Source organism: Thermodesulfitimonas sp. (assembly GCF_052743955.1).
On record NZ_JBRAIN010000034.1, the window covers coordinates 1 to 16371 of the forward strand.

Annotated in this window: 13 protein-coding genes, 1 tRNA gene and 1 riboswitch; of the genes, 5 read left to right on the plus strand and 9 right to left on the minus strand. The window is 64.2% G+C overall.

Annotated elements, in window-relative coordinates; all coding sequences use genetic code 11:
• The first annotated feature begins 109 nt into the window (after positions 1-109).
• A tRNA-Val gene (locus ACUVTA_RS04360) sits at positions 110-184 on the plus strand.
• 192 nt (positions 185-376) lie between these two features.
• Positions 377-1537 (plus strand): fructose-1,6-bisphosphate aldolase/phosphatase, encoded by a 1161-nt coding sequence (fbp, locus tag ACUVTA_RS04365; protein WP_445951752.1) that lies wholly within the window; start codon positions 377-379, stop codon positions 1535-1537.
• Between the two features lie 96 nt (positions 1538-1633).
• Here fbp and cobT read toward each other — a convergent pair whose 3' ends face one another.
• Together cobT and ACUVTA_RS04375 are read right to left on the minus strand one after the other, a co-directional pair.
• Positions 1634-2713 (minus strand): nicotinate-nucleotide--dimethylbenzimidazole phosphoribosyltransferase, encoded by a 1080-nt coding sequence (gene cobT / locus ACUVTA_RS04370; RefSeq protein WP_445951753.1) that lies wholly within the window; start codon positions 2711-2713, stop codon positions 1634-1636.
• Positions 2714-2854: 141 nt separating this feature from the next.
• A riboswitch (cobalamin riboswitch) is annotated at positions 2855-3069 on the minus strand.
• Positions 3070-3151: 82 nt separating this feature from the next.
• On the minus strand, positions 3152-3649 hold the full coding sequence (locus tag ACUVTA_RS04375; RefSeq protein WP_445951764.1) for a ferredoxin domain-containing protein: 498 nt from the start codon (positions 3647-3649) through the stop codon (positions 3152-3154).
• A gap of 190 nt (positions 3650-3839) precedes the next feature.
• Between ACUVTA_RS04375 and ACUVTA_RS04380 the strand changes: the two genes are divergently transcribed.
• The 3 genes from ACUVTA_RS04380 to ACUVTA_RS04390 all read left to right on the plus strand — a co-directional run bounded on the left by ACUVTA_RS04380 (position 3840) and on the right by ACUVTA_RS04390 (position 6738).
• Positions 3840-4703, plus strand: coding sequence for a carbon-nitrogen hydrolase family protein (locus ACUVTA_RS04380; RefSeq protein WP_445951754.1), 864 nt, complete (start codon positions 3840-3842; stop codon positions 4701-4703).
• A complete protein-coding gene (trxB, locus tag ACUVTA_RS04385; protein ID WP_445951755.1) occupies positions 4672-5613 on the plus strand; it encodes a thioredoxin-disulfide reductase in 942 nt (313 codons plus the stop codon). Before ACUVTA_RS04380 ends, trxB begins: the two co-directional genes overlap by 32 nt.
• Positions 5614-5838: 225 nt before the next feature.
• On the plus strand, positions 5839-6738 hold the full coding sequence (locus ACUVTA_RS04390; RefSeq protein WP_445951756.1) for an SDR family oxidoreductase: 900 nt from the start codon (positions 5839-5841) through the stop codon (positions 6736-6738).
• A gap of 61 nt (positions 6739-6799) precedes the next feature.
• On the opposite strand, the gene ACUVTA_RS04395 is transcribed toward ACUVTA_RS04390, so the two are convergent.
• From ACUVTA_RS04395 to miaB, 7 genes are all read right to left on the minus strand, one after another.
• Positions 6800-8056, minus strand: a complete 1257-nt coding sequence (locus tag ACUVTA_RS04395; protein WP_445951757.1) for a methionine gamma-lyase family protein — start codon at positions 8054-8056, stop codon at positions 6800-6802.
• A gap of 26 nt (positions 8057-8082) precedes the next feature.
• Positions 8083-8334, minus strand: coding sequence for an RNA chaperone Hfq (gene hfq, locus ACUVTA_RS04400; protein WP_445951758.1), 252 nt, complete (start codon positions 8332-8334; stop codon positions 8083-8085).
• A 69-nt stretch (positions 8335-8403) separates the two neighbouring features.
• The gene (miaA, locus tag ACUVTA_RS04405) at positions 8404-9315 is read right to left on the minus strand and encodes a tRNA (adenosine(37)-N6)-dimethylallyltransferase MiaA (RefSeq protein WP_445951759.1); all 912 of its coding nucleotides are present in this window, start codon (positions 9313-9315) and stop codon (positions 8404-8406) included.
• Between the two features lie 20 nt (positions 9316-9335).
• Positions 9336-10124 carry a class I SAM-dependent methyltransferase gene (locus tag ACUVTA_RS04410; protein WP_445951760.1) on the minus strand — a complete coding sequence of 263 codons (789 nt, stop codon included), beginning with the start codon at positions 10122-10124 and terminating at the stop codon, positions 9336-9338.
• A gap of 11 nt (positions 10125-10135) precedes the next feature.
• Positions 10136-12043 carry a DNA mismatch repair endonuclease MutL gene (mutL, locus tag ACUVTA_RS04415; RefSeq protein WP_445951761.1) on the minus strand — a complete coding sequence of 636 codons (1908 nt, stop codon included), beginning with the start codon at positions 12041-12043 and terminating at the stop codon, positions 10136-10138.
• 2 nt (positions 12044-12045) lie between these two features.
• Positions 12046-14820, minus strand: coding sequence for a DNA mismatch repair protein MutS (gene mutS / locus ACUVTA_RS04420; RefSeq protein WP_445951762.1), 2775 nt, complete (start codon positions 14818-14820; stop codon positions 12046-12048).
• 10 nt (positions 14821-14830) lie between these two features.
• A complete protein-coding gene (miaB, locus tag ACUVTA_RS04425) occupies positions 14831-16195 on the minus strand; it encodes a tRNA (N6-isopentenyl adenosine(37)-C2)-methylthiotransferase MiaB (protein WP_445951763.1) in 1365 nt (454 codons plus the stop codon).
• Positions 16196-16371: the final 176 nt, after the last annotated feature.

Below are 16371 nucleotides of genomic sequence, written 5' to 3' on the forward strand. Positions count from 1 at the left end.
TGCCTTCGGGACAGGACCTGGTAGAAAAAACCGCCTACTATGGCTTGACTCGGTCGTTGCGTTATTCCCAGTTGCTTTTCCCGGGTTCTTATAGTAGAATAAAAAGCAAGGGCGCGTAGCTCAGGGGGAGAGCGCGTGACTCACATTCACGAGGTCGGAGGTTCGAAACCTCCCGCGCCCACCATTTCGGAGTAGTAAAGAGGGGTTATTTTTTCGAAGGAGGCCCCTTTTTTCTTTTCTTCCAGCTCAGGCGGTTATCCTCCTTCGGCCCCGGATAGCCTGAAAAAAATCTGCAAAAAGCGCTAATTGAGGAGGAATAAACCTCGTATTCATAGAATTAGTTTATCACTTTTAAGCTTGGGGGAGGAGAAAGCAGATGGGTAGAAAGGTTACGGTTTCGGTAATCAAAGCAGACGTTGGCGGTTATGTCGGTCACTCAAGCGTTCATCCGGAGCTGCTGGAAAAAGCACGGGGCGTGCTCTCGGGCAGTCCGTTACTGATAGATTTCCACGTGACCCACGTGGGGGACGACATCAACCTTATTCTCACCCACGAACTTGGCCGCAACAACGGAGAGATCCACCAACTCGCCTGGGATACCTTTGTTGCCTGCACCGAGGTGGCGAAAAAGCTCAAGCTCTACGGCGCCGGGCAAGACCTCCTGGCTGACGCTTTCTCGGGTAATATCAAGGGCCTAGGCCCGGGCGTAGCCGAAATGGAGGTCGAGGAGCGCGAAAGCGAGCCGATTGTTATTTTCATGGCGGACAAGACGGAGCCCGGCGCGTGGAACTATCCCCTCTATAAGATATTCGCCGACCCGTTCAATACTATCGGCCTAGTAATCGACCCCAAAATGCACAACGGCTTTATCTTTGAAGTGCGCGACCTCATCGAAGATAAAAAAATCATGTTCCACGCCCCCGAAGATATTTACGATATGCTGGTCTTCATCGGTGCGCCCGGCCGCTACGCGATTAAACGGATTTTCCACAAGGATACCGGGCAGATCGCGGCCGTTTCCAGCACGCAGCGGCTTAACCTTATGGCGGGGCGCTACGTAGGCAAGGATGACCCGGTCTGTATCGTCCGGTGCCAGAGCGGCTACCCGGCGCTGGGCGAGGTTTTGGAGCCCTTCGCCCACCCGCACCTGGTTTCGGGCTGGATGCGGGGGTCGCATAGCGGCCCGCTAATGCCGGTAGGCCTCCGGCAGGCGACGCCCACGCGTTTTGACGGCCCGCCGCGGGTGGTGGCGCTCGGCTTCCAGTTAGCCAACGGGCGGCTCGTCGGGCCGCAGGACCTCTTCGACGACCCGGCCTTCGACCAGGCGCGCAACCTCTGCAACCTGATCGCCGACTATATGCGGCACCTCGGCCCCTTCGAACCACACCGGCTCCACCTTGACGAAATGGAGTACACCACGATGCCGATGGTGATGAAGAAGCTCAAAGACCGGTTCATTGACCTCCGGATGCTTAAAGCCCAAAAGGCCAAGGCTGAACAGGAAAAGCAGAAGGCAGAAGCTAACCCGCAGTCTTAAAATTCTTCCCTTAAAGAACGCCGAAAATCCCAAGAGAAAGGCAGCGGTCCCCCGCAATGAGGGCCGCTGCCTTTGCTTTCGGCAAGGCGGGCAGCGTTACAGCAGCTTATCCCGCTCCATGTCACTCACCCCGGCCTCGCCGAAGGTCGCCATCTCTTTCAGGATCTTCGCCGCCGCCTCGACCAGCGGCATCGCCAGCGCCGCCCCTGTGCCTTCGCCAAGCCGCAGGTTGAGATCCAGCAGGGGCTTGATGCCGAGCGCCGCGAGCATATGGCGGTGCGCCTGCTCTTCCGAAAGGTGGGAGGCGATCATAAAGTCTTTCGCCCGCGGGCAGAGACTGGCCGCGATCAGCGCGGCCGCACCGGTGATAAAACCGTCTAACAGCACGGGAATCCGCCGGGCCGCAGCGCCGAGGATCACTCCCGCCAACCCCGCGATTTCCAGCCCCCCGACCTTTGCTAACACGTCCAGCGGGTCTGCCGGGTCCGGGCGGTTCACCCGCAGGGCTTCCGCTACCACCGCCCGCTTCCGGGCCAGCACCGCGTCGTTCACCATCGTGCCCCTGCCTACCGCCTCCGCCACCGGAATCCCAGCCAGCGCGCAGAGAATAGCGCTTGAGGGCGTGGTGTTGCCGATGCCCATATCGCCCGTCGCCAGGAGGTCGGCGCCCTGCGCAATCTCTTCCTGCGCGATTTCGATACCGGTTTCCACCGCGCGCACCGCCTCTTCCCGCGTCATCGCCGGCCCGCGCGCGATGTTTCCCGTGCCGGGCCGGACCTTCCGCACCAAAACCCCCGGCCACGTGACCTCCCGCGCCACGCCGATATCCACAACCACCACCTTTGCGCCTACGTGGCGCCCCAGAACGCCGATGCCGCCAGTGCCGTCAAGGAAGCGCGGCAGGATCTGGTAGGTGATCTCCTGCGGTGCCCCACTCACCCCCTCCGCGACAACGCCGTGGTCGCCCGCCATCACAATCACGCTCTTCGCTCCGATCTCCGGGACGGGGCGCCCGGTAATCCCGGCGAGCTGCACCGCCAGCTCCTCTAAGCGCCCCAGGCTCCCCGGGGGTTTAAGCAGGCTGTCCACCCGCGCCTGCGCCTGCGCCATCGCTTCCCGGTTGAGTTCGCCGACGGCCGCAATAGTCTGGGAAAGGAGCACGTAAACCACCTCCATTTAAAATTAGCGCAAAATTTAGCGTCAACGACCGCGGCACGCCCTTTTAAGCCGCGCCTGCAGCCGGGGAGAACCAAAAATAAAAGCCCACGCTGCCGTGGACTTTACCATTATCCAAGGCCGGACCCCGGTGCCGCGCCGGAGCTGAGCGCACAGCAGGCAGGTCTCCTGGCTCCGGATCATCACCCCGGACCGCTGCCTTCCCGGCTTTCAACCAGTGGCCTCTCTTGCGGTCTGGCTCCCCGTTACAGTGGCGGGACCGCGCCGGACTTGCACCGGACTTCCCTATTCTCCCCCACCCAGCACTCCGCAAATCTAAGTGCTGGATGCGGGGCACCTGCTGCGGAAACTTTATTTAAGGTGAATGGTTTTCGCTGACCGTTTTTTCGTCGCCCGGGCCCATCCCGCTCGTTCCGGCCCGACACGCCGCGGACGCCCTTACTCTTTCTTCAGCGCCCGGTCAAAAAAGATGTTCTTCCCGGTGGCCGCGAGCGGGACGCCGAGCACAACATCGGCGTCGATGAGCCCGAGGCGCCGCGCCACCACGCCGACGCGGCGCATCACCCGGTTATCGACGTTGAAAAGCGAAGCGGTTTTCACGGCCGAACCAAGCGCGATGCCCATGTCCATCGCCCGCCAGAAGCACTGCGGCCCCCGGAACTCCGGGCCCTCGCGCGGCGCGGCGTCTTCGCAGCGCGCGAAGCCGCAGGCGCCGCAGTTAAGCCCCAAGGGTTTTGCCTCCTTCAGCCCGATGAGAAAAACGGCGGCCGCGCGGCGGATATTCTCCCCGTCCCGGTCGAAATCCTTCTTCCCGGTTTCGCGCCCGTAGGCCACCATCGCGTCGGCCAGGCGCCCCACCGCTTCACCGGTGAGGGTACGGGTGACCAGGTAATCCTGCCCGAGCGACTTCGGCGCCGTTTTTGCCGCCAGCGCCATGAAGCCAGCCACCTGCGCCACAATCTCTTCCACAGGCTTCTTCCTCCTTCCTCTCCATTTTTTCCAAAAGATTAGCCGGTAGCAGCTTGTTTGTCAAGAGCCGGTAAGCAGATATAATCCACCTGCCGGCAGGAAATAAAAAGGAAAGCGCGAATTAACCTCTCATACGGAAGTGTAGGGAGTGAGAAGGATGGCCGCAAAACCCCCGTCGCGGTTCCGCGTGGCGGTCTGTCAGCTCGACGTACGTCATGATAAGCGGGAAAACCTGGCGCGGGCCAGGGAACTCGTCCACCGCGCCGCCCGGCGGGGAGCAGAACTTGTGGTCTTGCCGGAAATGTTCGTCTGCCCCTACGCCGCCGAACTCTTTCCCCGTTACGCGGAAAGCTACCCCGGCGGTGAAGCCCTGCAAATGCTCAGCCAGGCGGCCCGCGAAGAGCAGCTCTACCTCGTCGGCGGCAGCATCCCCGAGCGCGAGGGCGACAGGCTTTACAACGCCTCTTTTGTCTTCGATCCCGAAGGAAGGCTCATCGCCCGCCACCGCAAAGTCCACCTTTTCGACGTCGACCTTCCCGGCGGCTTTTCTTTCCGGGAATCCGCCACTTTAAGCGCCGGAAGCGGGCCAACCGTTTTTTCCACCGCCCTCGGGACCATCGGGGTGGCGATCTGCTTTGACATCCGCTTCCCCGCCTTTTTCCGGGAGATGGCCCGCCACGGGGCGGAGGTTATTGTGGTTCCCGGCGCTTTCAATATGATTACCGGCCCGGCCCACTGGGAGCTTTTACTCCGGGCCCGCGCGTTAGATAACCAGATCTATACGGTGGGGGCAGCGCCGGCCCGCAATCCGGCCGCCCCTTACGTGGCCTTCGGCCACTCGATGGTGGTGAGCCCCTGGGCGGAAGTTGTCGCCCGTGCCGGCCCGGGGGAAACCATCCTCACGGCGGAAATCGACCGGGAATACCTCAAAAACATCCGGCAAAAGCTGCCGCTTACAGTAGAAAAAAGTACTACGGAGGGATCTTCAGGTGACCGGAACGGAAAAGGAAACGGCGTTTGACCTGCTCATTATTGGTGCGGGACCGGCGGGGCTTACCGCCGGTATCTACGCCGCGCGGAGCGGACTTAAAGCGGTGATCATCGACAAAGGGGCGGCCGGGGGGCAGGTCCTCGCGATCCCGGCGGTGGAAAACTACCCGGGCTTCCCCAAAATCGCTGGCTGGGAATTAGCGGAAAAGTTGGCCGCCCACGCCCGCAGTTACGTCCCCATCAGGGAAGGCGAAGAAGTTAAGGCGATTAACACGGGCGAAATTATCACGGTCGTCACCGACCGTGACCGTTACACGACCCGGGCCCTCCTCTTCGCTACCGGCGCCGGCCCGCGAAAGCTCGGCGTCCCCGGAGAGGCAGCCTTTTCCGGGCGCGGCGTGAGCTACTGTGCCGTCTGCGACGGCTTTTTCTTCAGAAATAAGGCGGTCGTCGTGGTCGGCGGTGGGAACGCCGCTTTAACTGATGCGCTCTACCTGAAAAGCTTAGGTTGCGAAGTGACACTTATCCACCGGCGGGATGAGTTCCGCGCGGAGCACCACCTGAAGGAAGCGGTGAAACGCGAAGCGATCCCGGTCGTCTGGAACAGCGTGGTGGAAGAAATCCGCGGGGATGAAGCGGTCACCGGCGTCCTAGTGAAGGACCTGAAAGAGGGAACAACGCGGGAAATCCGCACCGACGGCGTCTTCGTCGCCATCGGGGAAAAGCCGAACACGGAGCTGGCCGCCAGCATCGGTGTGGCGCTTGCTGACGGCTTTATTGTGGTTGACCGGAGCGGCCGGACAAACATCCCCCGCGTTTACGCCGCGGGAGACGTGACCGGCGGTGTCCGGCAGATCGTCACCGCGGTAAGCGAAGGGGCCACCGCAGCGCTCGCAGCGTTTACAGACCTGGCGGAACCCTACTGGTCGCCGCAGCAATAGCCCCCTGGGCTACCCGCGCCGCGCGGAAAAAGGGCTGCGCCGTGAACGTGCGCGCAGGAGTGAAACAGCCGCCGGTGTTAACGCCAACTGGGGGTATTTTCAAGGGAGTCCCTCATGACGATTAAGCGGGGCCACCGGGAATGAAAATGACAAACGGTGAACGCAGAACAGACGCTAAAGGTCTGTCAGTATAAGGTTCAACCTCTATTTTCGAGGGGGGTACCTGTGATCCTGGTAACCGGTGGTACGGGGCTTGTGGGCCGGGCCGTGGTCCAGGAGCTCCTGCAAAACGGCTTCGCGGTGCGCTGCCTCGTGCGCGACCCTGCCAAAGCCCGTTTTATCTTAGGGGATGGGCCCGCGTTCGCGCCTGGCGATGTCACCGACTACCCCTCGCTCCAGCGCGCGGCAGCCGGCTGCGCAGGAGTGGTGCACCTCGTCGCCATCATCCGGGAGCAGGGCGCCACCACCTTCCGGCGGATAAACGTGGCGGGAACCGCGAACGTCGTCCGGGCGGCCACCGCAGCCGGCGCGCGACGCTTCATCCATATGAGCGCCCTCGGCGTGAAGCCCGGACCGGCTTACCGCTACGCCCACTCTAAGTGGGAAGCGGAGGAGATCGTCCGGAACAGCGGCCTGGCCTGGACGATTCTCCGGCCGTCGGTGGTTTTCGGGCCCGGCTCCGGCTTCTTCGACCGGATGGAGCAATCGGTGCGCCTCTCCCCGCCGCCTTTCGTCTTCTATCCCGCCAGCAAGACGCTCTTTCAGCCGGTTGCCGCCGCGGATGTCGCCCGTTGCGTTCGTTTGGCACTTGAAGACCCGCGGACCATCCGGCGGACCATCGACCTCGGCGGCCCGGAACACCTCACCTACCGGGAGATGCTGGAGATTTTCCTCGCCGCGAAAAAGCTCCGGCGCATTAAAATTCCCGTGCCCGTCTGGTTCCTGCGTTTGGTGGTTCCCGTGATGGAGAAGCTCTTTCCCGACCCGCCCGTTACCTCGGTCGAGCTGAAGCAAATGGGTTGCAGCAGCGTAACCGCTCCGGACAGCGTGGAAAAAGAGTTCGGGTTTAAGCCGGCCGGGTTGCGCGAGGGGCTGACCGCTCTCTACAGCGGGGAAAAGGAATAACCACGCGCCAGAGGTTTTCCCGGACCGGTTTCACCACCGGACGCCCGCCGCTTTCCGGCCTCTATTTAAACAGATTACCAGTAGGGGGAGACCCGTCGCCCAGAACCGCCTCTGCAGCCGCACTGACCCCTAAGATTACGTGCTCTTTGCAGAGCCCGCCCTGCAGGTAGACCGCATACGGCTCCCGCACCGGTGCGTCCGCGGTGAACTCGAGAGAAGCGCCCTGAACGAAGGTGCCGGCGGCCATCACCACCGCATCCCCGTAACCGGGAAGCGGCCCGCCTTCGGGACGGACGTGGGCGTCAACCGGCGAGGCAGCCTGGATCGCCCGGCAGAAGGCCAGGAGCTTTTCTGGGGAGCCGAGGCGAATGCCCTGCACGATGTCGCTGCGCGGCTCGTCAAAGCGGGGGAGAACCTCAAAGCCGAGCCGCGCGAAAAAACGCGCCGCAAAAACCGCGCCCTTAAGCGCCTCGGCCACGAAATGGGGCGCCAGGAAAAAGCCCTGCAGGAAGAGGCGCTGGCAGTCGAGCGTGGGCCCCACCGCCCGCCCCAGCCCGGGAGCGGTGAGCCGGCTCGCCGCCAACTCGACCAGCTCTTCACGCCCGACCACGTAACCGCCGGTTGGGGCAATACCGCCGCCCGGGTTTTTGATGAGGGAGCCGGCGCAGAGGTCCGCGCCGACCGCAGGAGGTTCCGCCTCTTCCACGAACTCCCCGTAACAGTTGTCCACGATGACCACCGTCGTAGGGCTGATCTCTTTAACCAGCTTAACCAGCGCCCCGATTTGCTGCAGGCGCAGCCCACGCCGCCAGGAGTAGCCTCCAGAGCGCTGGAGCAACACCGCCCGGGGCCGCCGCGCCAGCGCGCGGGCCACCGCCGCCTCGTCCACGGAACCGTCGGGCAGCGGCTCAACCTGCGTGTAGCGCACGCCCCATTCGGTTAAAGCGCCGGGCGCGCCGGAAATCACCTTTTCCAGGGTGTCGTAAGGTTTGCCTTGCACCGCCACTAACTCGTCGCCCGGCCGCAAAACCCCGTAAAGGCAGAGTGATAAGGCGTGCGTGCCGGAGACGATCTGGGGCCGGACCAGCGCCGCCGCCCCGCCGAAAACCGCCGCGTAAACGGCCTCGAGCGCCTCGCGCCCCGCGTCCCCGTAGCCGTAACCGGTCGAGCCGCGCAAATGAAAGTCGCTGACGCGTGCCGCCCGAAAAGCCGCCAGTACCCGGCGCTGGTTCGCAAGCGCCAGGTTATCGATACGACACCACAGCGACTTTACTTCTTCAAGTGTTTCCGCCGCCAGCAGCTTCAGGTCCCGTACCACGCCCCAAACACCCGCTACCTTAGCGCCTACCCGTTCGCCCGCGGTTCCTGCGGCTGCGGTGCGGTGCTGATGGGACGGGCCGGGCTGATCGTGGAAATCGCGTGCTTATAAACCATCATCTGCCGCCCTTCGCTATCCAGGATAACCGTGAAGCTGTCAAAGCCCCTCACCACACCCTTCAGCTGAAAACCATTCACCAAAAAGACGGTGACCGGGATATTTTCCTTCCGGACCTGGTTCAGAAAAGCATCCTGCAGGTTGATCTGGGTTTTGGACACCTCTTGTTACCTCCGTCTCTCTTTTTCTCTCCCGGAGCCCGGTTCTTCCGGGTGTCTTTTTTCCCTTCGCTACCGCCCGAAATATTCCTGCACCGCCGCGGCGATTTCTGCCGCTACCGCCGCAGGACCGGGGTAAGCCGCCACGTCAAGCCACCGGATACCCTCCTCTCGCTTAAACCAGGTGAACTGCCGCTTTGCGAACCGCCGCGTGTTACGCTTCAGGAGGCGGACCGCCTCCTGGAGGGTCACCTCCCCCCTCAAGTAGGCCGCGATTTCCTTATAGCCGAGCGCTTGCATCGCGGTCGCCTCGCGGGGCACGCCCCGGGCAAGAAGACGCTTGACCTCGTCAACCAGTCCCGCCGCGAGCATCGCATCGACCCGGGCCTCGATGCGCCGGTAAAGCTCTTCCCGCTCTAGGTAAAGCCCGAAAACAAGCGCGTCGTACTGGGGTGCCGCCGCGGTGGCTGCTGCCGAAATCGGCTGGCCGGTCCGGTAGAAAACCTCTAGCGCCCGGATCACCCGCTTCACATTGTGCGGGTGGATCCGCGCCGCCGCTTCCGGATCGACCGCCTGGAGCCGCTCGTGCAGGTAAACCGGGCCGAAACGCCGCGCCTCCTCCGCCAGACGCCGCCGCAGCTCCCGGTCCACGCCGCCGGCAAAGCGGAACCCCTCTACCACCGCCCGGATATAAAGCCCCGTACCGCCAGCCAAGATGGGCAGGTGGCCCCGCGCGCTGATTTCGCGGATGTGCTCCCGCGCCAGCGCCTGGAAAGCGGCGACGCTAAAACCCTCCTCCGGGTCCACGATGTCGATCAGGTGGTGCGGCACCCCTTTGCGCTCCGCCGGTGTTGGTTTGGCGGTGCCGATATCCATGCCCCGGTAAACCATCATCGAATCGGCCGAAATCACTTCGCCCCCGACCCGGAGCGCTACCTCGACCGCAACCGCTGATTTCCCTGTGGCCGTTGGTCCCGTGATCACCAACAATGGCAGCCTCGCCGTCATTTTTCCCTCACACCGTAGGCGATGTGGGCGTGCCGCCCGCCGCAGAATTCCCGAAAACCCAGGCGGGTAAACGCCGCGCTTCCCCGCCGCTCCTTCAGCACCACCCGCCGGCGCGCCACCCGGAGGGCCGCCTGCACCGCCTCCTCTTTAAGAGGCGCTCTCTCCCCGACGGCCCGCAGCGGCGCAACCTGCGCCGCCCCCTTCACCGGTACCCGGAAGAAAGGGTCGAAATAGACAACGTCGAAGCTCGCCGCCGGCAGCCGCAGGAGATAATCATAGTGGTCGGCCACCACCACCTCGATCCGCCGCATCGCGGCCGTGAGGAGCGGTTCCGCCGCGTAATGGCGCAGCCCGTACTCAACCACCGCCGCTAACGGGGCCACTTTCTCCACCCCCACCACCCGGCCCTGGGACCCGGCAACAAAACTCGCCACAATCGCGTCGGCACCGAGCCCCAAGGTGCAGTCGAGAACCGTATCACCGGGACGGAGCGCCATCGCCTGTATCATCTGGTCAGGTTTCCCAGCAAGGATATTCTTTATGCGTAGCAAAGCGGTTCCGGGATGGAAAAAGAACTCTTCCCGGCGGCCGTCCCTGTAAAAACAAAGACTGAGACGCTGGGGTCCGAAAACTAGCGCCGCCTCCGCCCCCTCTCGGGATAGCAGCGTTGCCAGACCGTGACCGCCGCGCGGCACAAAGGGAACGTCCAGCCGAACCGCCAGCGCTTGGCCTGCCGCAGCCGCATCCTCACCCGCCCCGTGGGTCGTCGTCACTAAAACCCGCACGCTAAAAACCGTTACCTCCTGCCGAAACGCCGCGCCAGCTCCCCGTAACCGAGGCAAACCACAGTCGGACGCCCGTGGGGGCAGGTGAAAGGCTCCCGGCAGGCGGCCAGCTGGTTAATCAGGGCCGCCGCTTCCGGAACCGCAAGCCGCTCGCCCGCGTTAATCGCCGCGTGGCAGGCAAGCGAAGCGAGCGCCGCCTTTTCCCGGCCCGCGCCTGGCCCCCCGCCCGCCTGCTCCCCCGCGGTAAAGAGAGCGAGCAGCTCCGCCAGCAACAACCGCCCGCGCTCTACGCTCACACCCGCCGGCACACCACGGAGCAGCACGGCGTCCTCGCCAAAAGCTTCCACTAAAAAGCCGAAGCGCTCGAGTTCTTCCGCCACTTCCGGAGCAAAGCCCCGGACCTCCACCAGCTCCGGGGTCACTAACAACTGGCTGACGATCCCCCCGCGGGCCAGAGCCACCCCGAACGCCTCAAAGAGTACCCTTTCGTGCGCCGCGTGCTGGTCTATCAGGTAAAGTCCTTCGGGCCCGGCAGCTAAAAGGTAGGTGGGCGGCAAAAAAGCGAGGTACTCAAGGGCAGGGAAAGTGGCGCTCACCGCCCCGGGGTCGCTTGTCGCCCCGGGGGAAACGGCTTCTGCCACACCCGCCGGAAGAGCTCCCGCCCCCGGCAGAAGGATTCCCGGCGTCCCGGCCGCGGTATCCCCTTCGCTGCCGGCTCCGGGGGGTCCCCCTTCGCCCGGCAGTAGCCGCGTCGTGGCTGCCGCCTCTGCCGCCGTAGCCACAGCCCCCGCCCCGTAGCGTTCGGTCTCTTCCCTGATAAAAAGGCCGGGGACAGGCCCTCGCCCGGGTAACCAGTCAGGAAGCACCCGCCGGAAACCGGCTCCGGAGGGCGTTCCACCCGCCGCCCCTTTTCCCGCCGTTCCGGGAATCAGGACGGCGCGGCCAAAAAGCGCCTTTTTCACGGCACCGCGCGCAAAAGCGAGGACCTCCCGCTCCCGGTCGAAGCGGACCGTCAGCTTTTGCGGGTGGACATTCACATCCACAAACCCGGGGTCGAGCGTCAGGTGCAGCACGAAAAAGGGGTGTTTGCCGGTCGGCAGTAAGGTGCCGTAAGCCTCGTAAACCGCCGCCGTTAACCCCCCGTGCTTCACGTAGCGCCCGTTAACGAACCACGTCTGCCCGCGGCGGGTGGTCCGCACGAGTTCCGGCCTGCCTACAAAACCCGTCAGCCGCACCCCTGCCCCTTCGGCCTCCACCGGGACGAGCGCCGCCGCCACCGCCTCCCCGTAGATCGCCCGCACCGCCCCCGCCAGCCCCGTTCCGGGCGTGCGGAAGAGTTCCCGCCCGCCGCTTTCCAACCGCACCGCAACATCCGGGCGGCCGAGCGCCAGACGCCCAGTCATATCCGTCACGTGCCCCAATTCGACGCGCGGCGAGCACAAAAACTTCCGCCGCGCCGGCGTGTTGTAAAAAAGGTCGCCTACCGTTACCGTCGTCCCGGGCGGCGCCCCCACCGGCCGGCAATCAACCACTTGCCCGCCCTCGATCCGCACAAGGGTCCCGCCAACCGCATCGGCCACCCTGGTTTTTAGCTCTACCCGGGCCACCGCAGCGATACTTGGCAGCGCCTCGCCCCGGAAGCCAAAGGTGGTAATCCGCTCGAGATCCGCACCGCAGGTAATCTTGCTCGTCGCGTGCCGCTCAAAGGCCAACAGAACGTCCGCTTCGGCGATCCCGCAGCCGTTATCCCGGACGGTGATGCTTTTCAGTTCCTTTTCTACCACCACCTCGACGCAGCTCGCTCCCGCGTCGAAGGCGTTTTCCACCAGTTCTTTCACCACCGACGCCGGCCGGTCAACCACCTCGCCCGCCGCGACCAAGCCCACCGTTTCCGGATCGAGCACCCTTATCCGGCCCATCCTCAGCGTCCTCCCCGCCTGCCGCGCCGCGAAGGTTTCACCCCGGCCACCGCCTCCTTCAACTCGGCCAGGATGTTGAGCGCCTGAAGTGGCGTCAGGTTATCGGTGTCGAGCGCCGCGAGCCGCTCCACTACCGGGTGCCCCTCCGGCTGCGGGAAAATCTCGAGTTGGACGACCCGCCGGTTACCCCCGGCGCGGGCTTCAAGCGCCGTCAGGATCTCCCGCGCCCGGGCCAGAACAGGCGCCGGCAACCCCGCAAGCGCCGCGACCTGAATCCCGTAGCTTTTATCCGCCTTCCCCGGCACCACCCGGTAGAGAAAAGCAACGCCGGAAGCGTCCTCCCGCACCGCCACCGTCAGGTTGAAAACCCCGCTCAGGCGGTCGAGATCGGTAAGTTCATGGTAGTGCGTCGAAAAAAGCGTCTTCGCCCCGATCCGGGTGGCGATGTACTCGATAATGGCCCGGGCGATGCTCATCCCGTCGTAGGTGCTCGTTCCCCGCCCCACCTCGTCCATGATGATGAGACTCCGCCGGGTCGCCCCGGTGAGGATCGTCCGGCACTCGCTCATTTCCATCATAAAAGTGCTCTGGCCCCCGGCCAGGTTATCCGCCGCGCCGATGCGGGTGAAGATGCGGTCCACCACCCCGATCGTCGCTTCTGCTGCCGGCACAAAACTGCCGACTTGCGCCAACAGCACAATGAGCGCCACCTGGCGCATGTAGGTGCTTTTCCCGGCCATGTTCGGCCCCGTGATAATGGCGATCCGCCGCCCCGCATCGTCGAGGTGGGTATCGTTGGGGACAAAGCCGCCCGGCCCCAAAAAACGCTCTACGACCGGGTGACGCCCCTCCCTGATGATTATCGCGCCGCCCTCGTTCACCCGCGGGCGCACGTAGTTTCCCCGTACCGCGGCCACCGCTAGCGACTGGAGCGCGTCGAGTTCGCCGAGTGCCCGCGCCGTCCGTAAGATGCGGTCGATTGCCCCCGCCGCCGCTTCCCGAACCGCACAGAAAAGTTCGTACTCGCGCTGGTTGAGCTTCTCTTCCGCGCCCAGCACCATCTCCTCGTAATCCTTCAGCTCCGGGGTGATAAAGCGTTCCGCAGTGGCGAGGGTCTGCCGCCGCTGGTAATCGGGGGGCACCAGCGAAAGATTTGCCTTGGTCACCTCGATATAGTAGCCGAAAACGCGGTTGTAGCCGACCTTCAGGGACTTGATCCCGGTCCGCTCCCGTTCCTTCGCCTCCAGCGCCGCGATGAAGCTGCGCGCATCCCGCCGCACCGCGCGCAGCCGGTCCACCGTCTCGTCGTAGCCCTCCCGGATGAGCCCCCCTTCGTTCAAAACCGCCGGCGGCTCCGGTGCAATCGCCCGTTCGATAAGCGCCACCACATCCCCGAGATCCGCGAACCGTTCCCGGATCTGTCCCAGCAGGCCCGCCGCCGCCCCCAAAAGTTCGCGCAGCCCGGCCGCCGCCCGCAACGCCTCCTTCAGCGCTAACAGGTCGCGGGCGTTAGCCATCCCGTAGGCCAGCTTCCCCGCGAGACGCTCCAGGTCGCCGATCTTTTTCAACCCCGCCCGCACCGCTTCCCGGAGCCCCTCATCCGCCACCAAAACCGCCACCGCCGCAAGGCGCGCCTCTATCGCCTGTGGCGACAAGAGCGGCTGCTCGAGCCATTCCCGCAGCCGCCGCCCCCCCATTCCCGTCAGCGTATAATCAAGGACCTCTAAGAGCGTCCCCTTGCGCCCGCCGTCCTGGAGCGAACGCGTGAGCTCAAGGTTCCGCCGGGTGGCCGCGTCAAGGAGCATAAAGCCGTCGGGAGTATAAAAAGAGATCGTCTTCAGGTGCGCGAGCTCCCGTTTCTGCGTCTCCCGCAGGTAGGCCGCCAGGGCGCCCGCGGCCGCCACCGCCGCCTCGCGCGCGGTTCCTTCGGCTCCCAGCCACTCCCCCGCCGCGCGGAAAGCGCGCAGCGCCTCCCTGGCCCGGTGCGGCGCAAAAAACTCTTCCGGGTAAAAGGTGACCGCCGCCGGTGCCGCGGCCTTCACCAAGCCCGTCAGCTCCTTCTCCCCCTCCGGAAGCACAGCCTCCACCGGCTGGAGCCGGTAAATCTCGTCGTAAAGCGCACTCTTTGCCGCCGGACCGGCAAACTCCGTCACCCGGAAATCACCCGTGCCCACATCCGCTACCGCAAGCCCCAGGGCCGCCTTGCCAACGCGCGCCACGCTGACCACGTAGGTACTTTGCGCCTGGTCTTCCGGTTGCCCCTCGAAAAAGGTGCCGGGCGTGATGACCCGCGTTACCCCTCGCCGCACCAGCCCCTTCGCCTGCGCCGGATCCTCCAACTGCTCGCAGATCGCCACTTTAAAGCCCCGGCCTACCAGCCGCGCGATGTACCCGGCCGCGCTGTGGCAGGGAACCCCGCACATCGGCACCCGCCCGAGCTTCCCCGCGTCGCGGGAAGTCAGCGCCACCTCCAGGACCGGCGCCGCCCGCTCCGCATCCTCGAAAAACATCTCGTAAAAATCGCCTAAATGGAAAAAGAGGATGGCGTCGGGATATTCCTTTTTAATCTCCATGTATTGCTGCATCATGGGGGTAAGGCTCAAGGAGAAAAGCCTCCTCTTGTAAGCCGGATCACCAGGCGAAAAAACCGGCAAGCGGCCAGCGCCTGCAAGCACCAGTTCTCTTAAATTATACCAGATGACCGGAAGGCAAAAAACAACCCCCGGCCTTTCGGGGGTTAAAGCCTTCGAAACCAGGGCATACGTATCGGTTATCACCGGTGGTTCTTTAGACGCTTCGGCAGGAGCTAATCCTCGTCACACTCATCCCCGCAGCCGCCGCCACTTCGCCCTCCAAAAAAGTGAGGTGCCCCGCCGTGATCCGCACCGGGACCAGGCGGCCAACCAGCCCCTCTTCGCCCTTAAAAACGACCGTCTTATTCGTCCGCGTCCGGCCCGCGAGCTTCGTCCGGTCGCGCTTGCTCGGCCCCTCCACCAAAACCTCGTGCACCCGGCCCTCTTCCGCCCGGTTCAGCTCCCGGCTGATCGCCTGCTGCGCCGCGATCAACTCCTGGATGCGGCGCGACTTTACCTCCTCCGGTACCTGGTCGGGCAAAGCGGCCGCCGGCGTGCCGCGGCGCGGGTTATAAACAAAGGTAAAGGCCTGGTCGAAGCGCACCCGCCGCACCAGATCAAGGGTGGCCGCGAAATCTTCCTCCGTCTCCCCCGGGAAGCCAACCATGATGTCGGTCGTGATACTCGCCCCCGGCACCGCCGCCCGGATTTTCTGCACCAGGCGGAAGTAATCCTCCCGCGTATAGCCCCGGCGCATCAGCTTGAGGATCCGGTCTGAACCCGCTTGTACCGGCAGGTGGAAATTCTCGCAGACCTTCGCCAACCGCGCTGCGGTTTCGATCAGCCGGTCGTCAAAATCCCGCGGGTGAGAGGTGGTGTAGCGGATGCGCCAGATACCGTCAACCCCGTTCACCATCGTTAAGAGGTCGGCGAAGGTGACCCGGGGTTCCAGTCCCTTCCCGTAAGCGTTCACGTTCTGCCCGAGCAGCACCACCTCCCGGTAGCCGGCAGCAGCCAGCGTCTCCACCTCCCGGAGAATATCCTCCGGCCGCCGGCTCCGCTCCCGTCCCCGGACGTAAGGCACCACGCAGTAAGTGCAAAAGTTGTTGCAGCCAAACATCACCGGCACCCAGGCCCGGAGGCGGCTCTCCCGCCTGACGGGCAAACCCTCAGGGACACAGCAAGCCTCCGGCAGCACTTCCACCACCGGCCCCTCCGCCCGCACCCGCTCTAAGAGCCGCGCGAGCTCGTGCCGGTTGTGCGTCCCGAACACCAGGTCCACGAAGGGAAAGCGCCGCCGGATCTCTGCCGCCACCCCTTCCTGCTGCGGCATACAACCGGTTACAGCTATCACCATTCCCGGCCGCTTTTTCTTCAGGCGGCCCAGGGTCCCCAGCAGCCCCCACACCTTGTTCTCCGCCGTCTCGCGCACGCAACAGGTATTGACCAGCACCAGGTCCGCCTCCGCCGGTCGCGCCGCCCGCTCGTAGCCGAGCTCCTCGACGATCCCGGCCATCACCTCGCTGTCCCACTCGTTCATCTGACAGCCGTAAGTCTGGATGGAGTATTTACTGGGCATAGAAGCCTCCTTTTGACGTTCTACGTTCTACGTGCTACGTTCGACGTTTAAGACGTTTTTCCGCGAGGCTGGGGCCACCATAGCCCGGGCCTCAACCTCACAAGCTATCCCTCCAGTACTTCTGAACCTTTGAGGTCTTGGAGGCGGTAAGCACTACCCACGCACTTCCCTCTAAT

Coding starts and splice junctions, on each gene's coding strand:
- fbp (WP_445951752.1), top strand. CDS start 377: ATGGGTAGAAAGGTTACGGTTTCGGTAATCAAAGCAGACGTTGGCGGT.
- cobT (WP_445951753.1), bottom strand. CDS start 2,713: ATGGAGGTGGTTTACGTGCTCCTTTCCCAGACTATTGCGGCCGTCGGC.
- ACUVTA_RS04375 (WP_445951764.1), bottom strand. CDS start 3,649: ATGGCGCTGGCGGCAAAAACGGCGCCGAAGTCGCTCGGGCAGGATTAC.
- ACUVTA_RS04380 (WP_445951754.1), top strand. CDS start 3,840: ATGGCCGCAAAACCCCCGTCGCGGTTCCGCGTGGCGGTCTGTCAGCTC.
- mutL (WP_445951761.1), bottom strand. CDS start 12,043: ATGGGCCGGATAAGGGTGCTCGATCCGGAAACGGTGGGCTTGGTCGCG.
- miaB (WP_445951763.1), bottom strand. CDS start 16,195: ATGCCCAGTAAATACTCCATCCAGACTTACGGCTGTCAGATGAACGAG.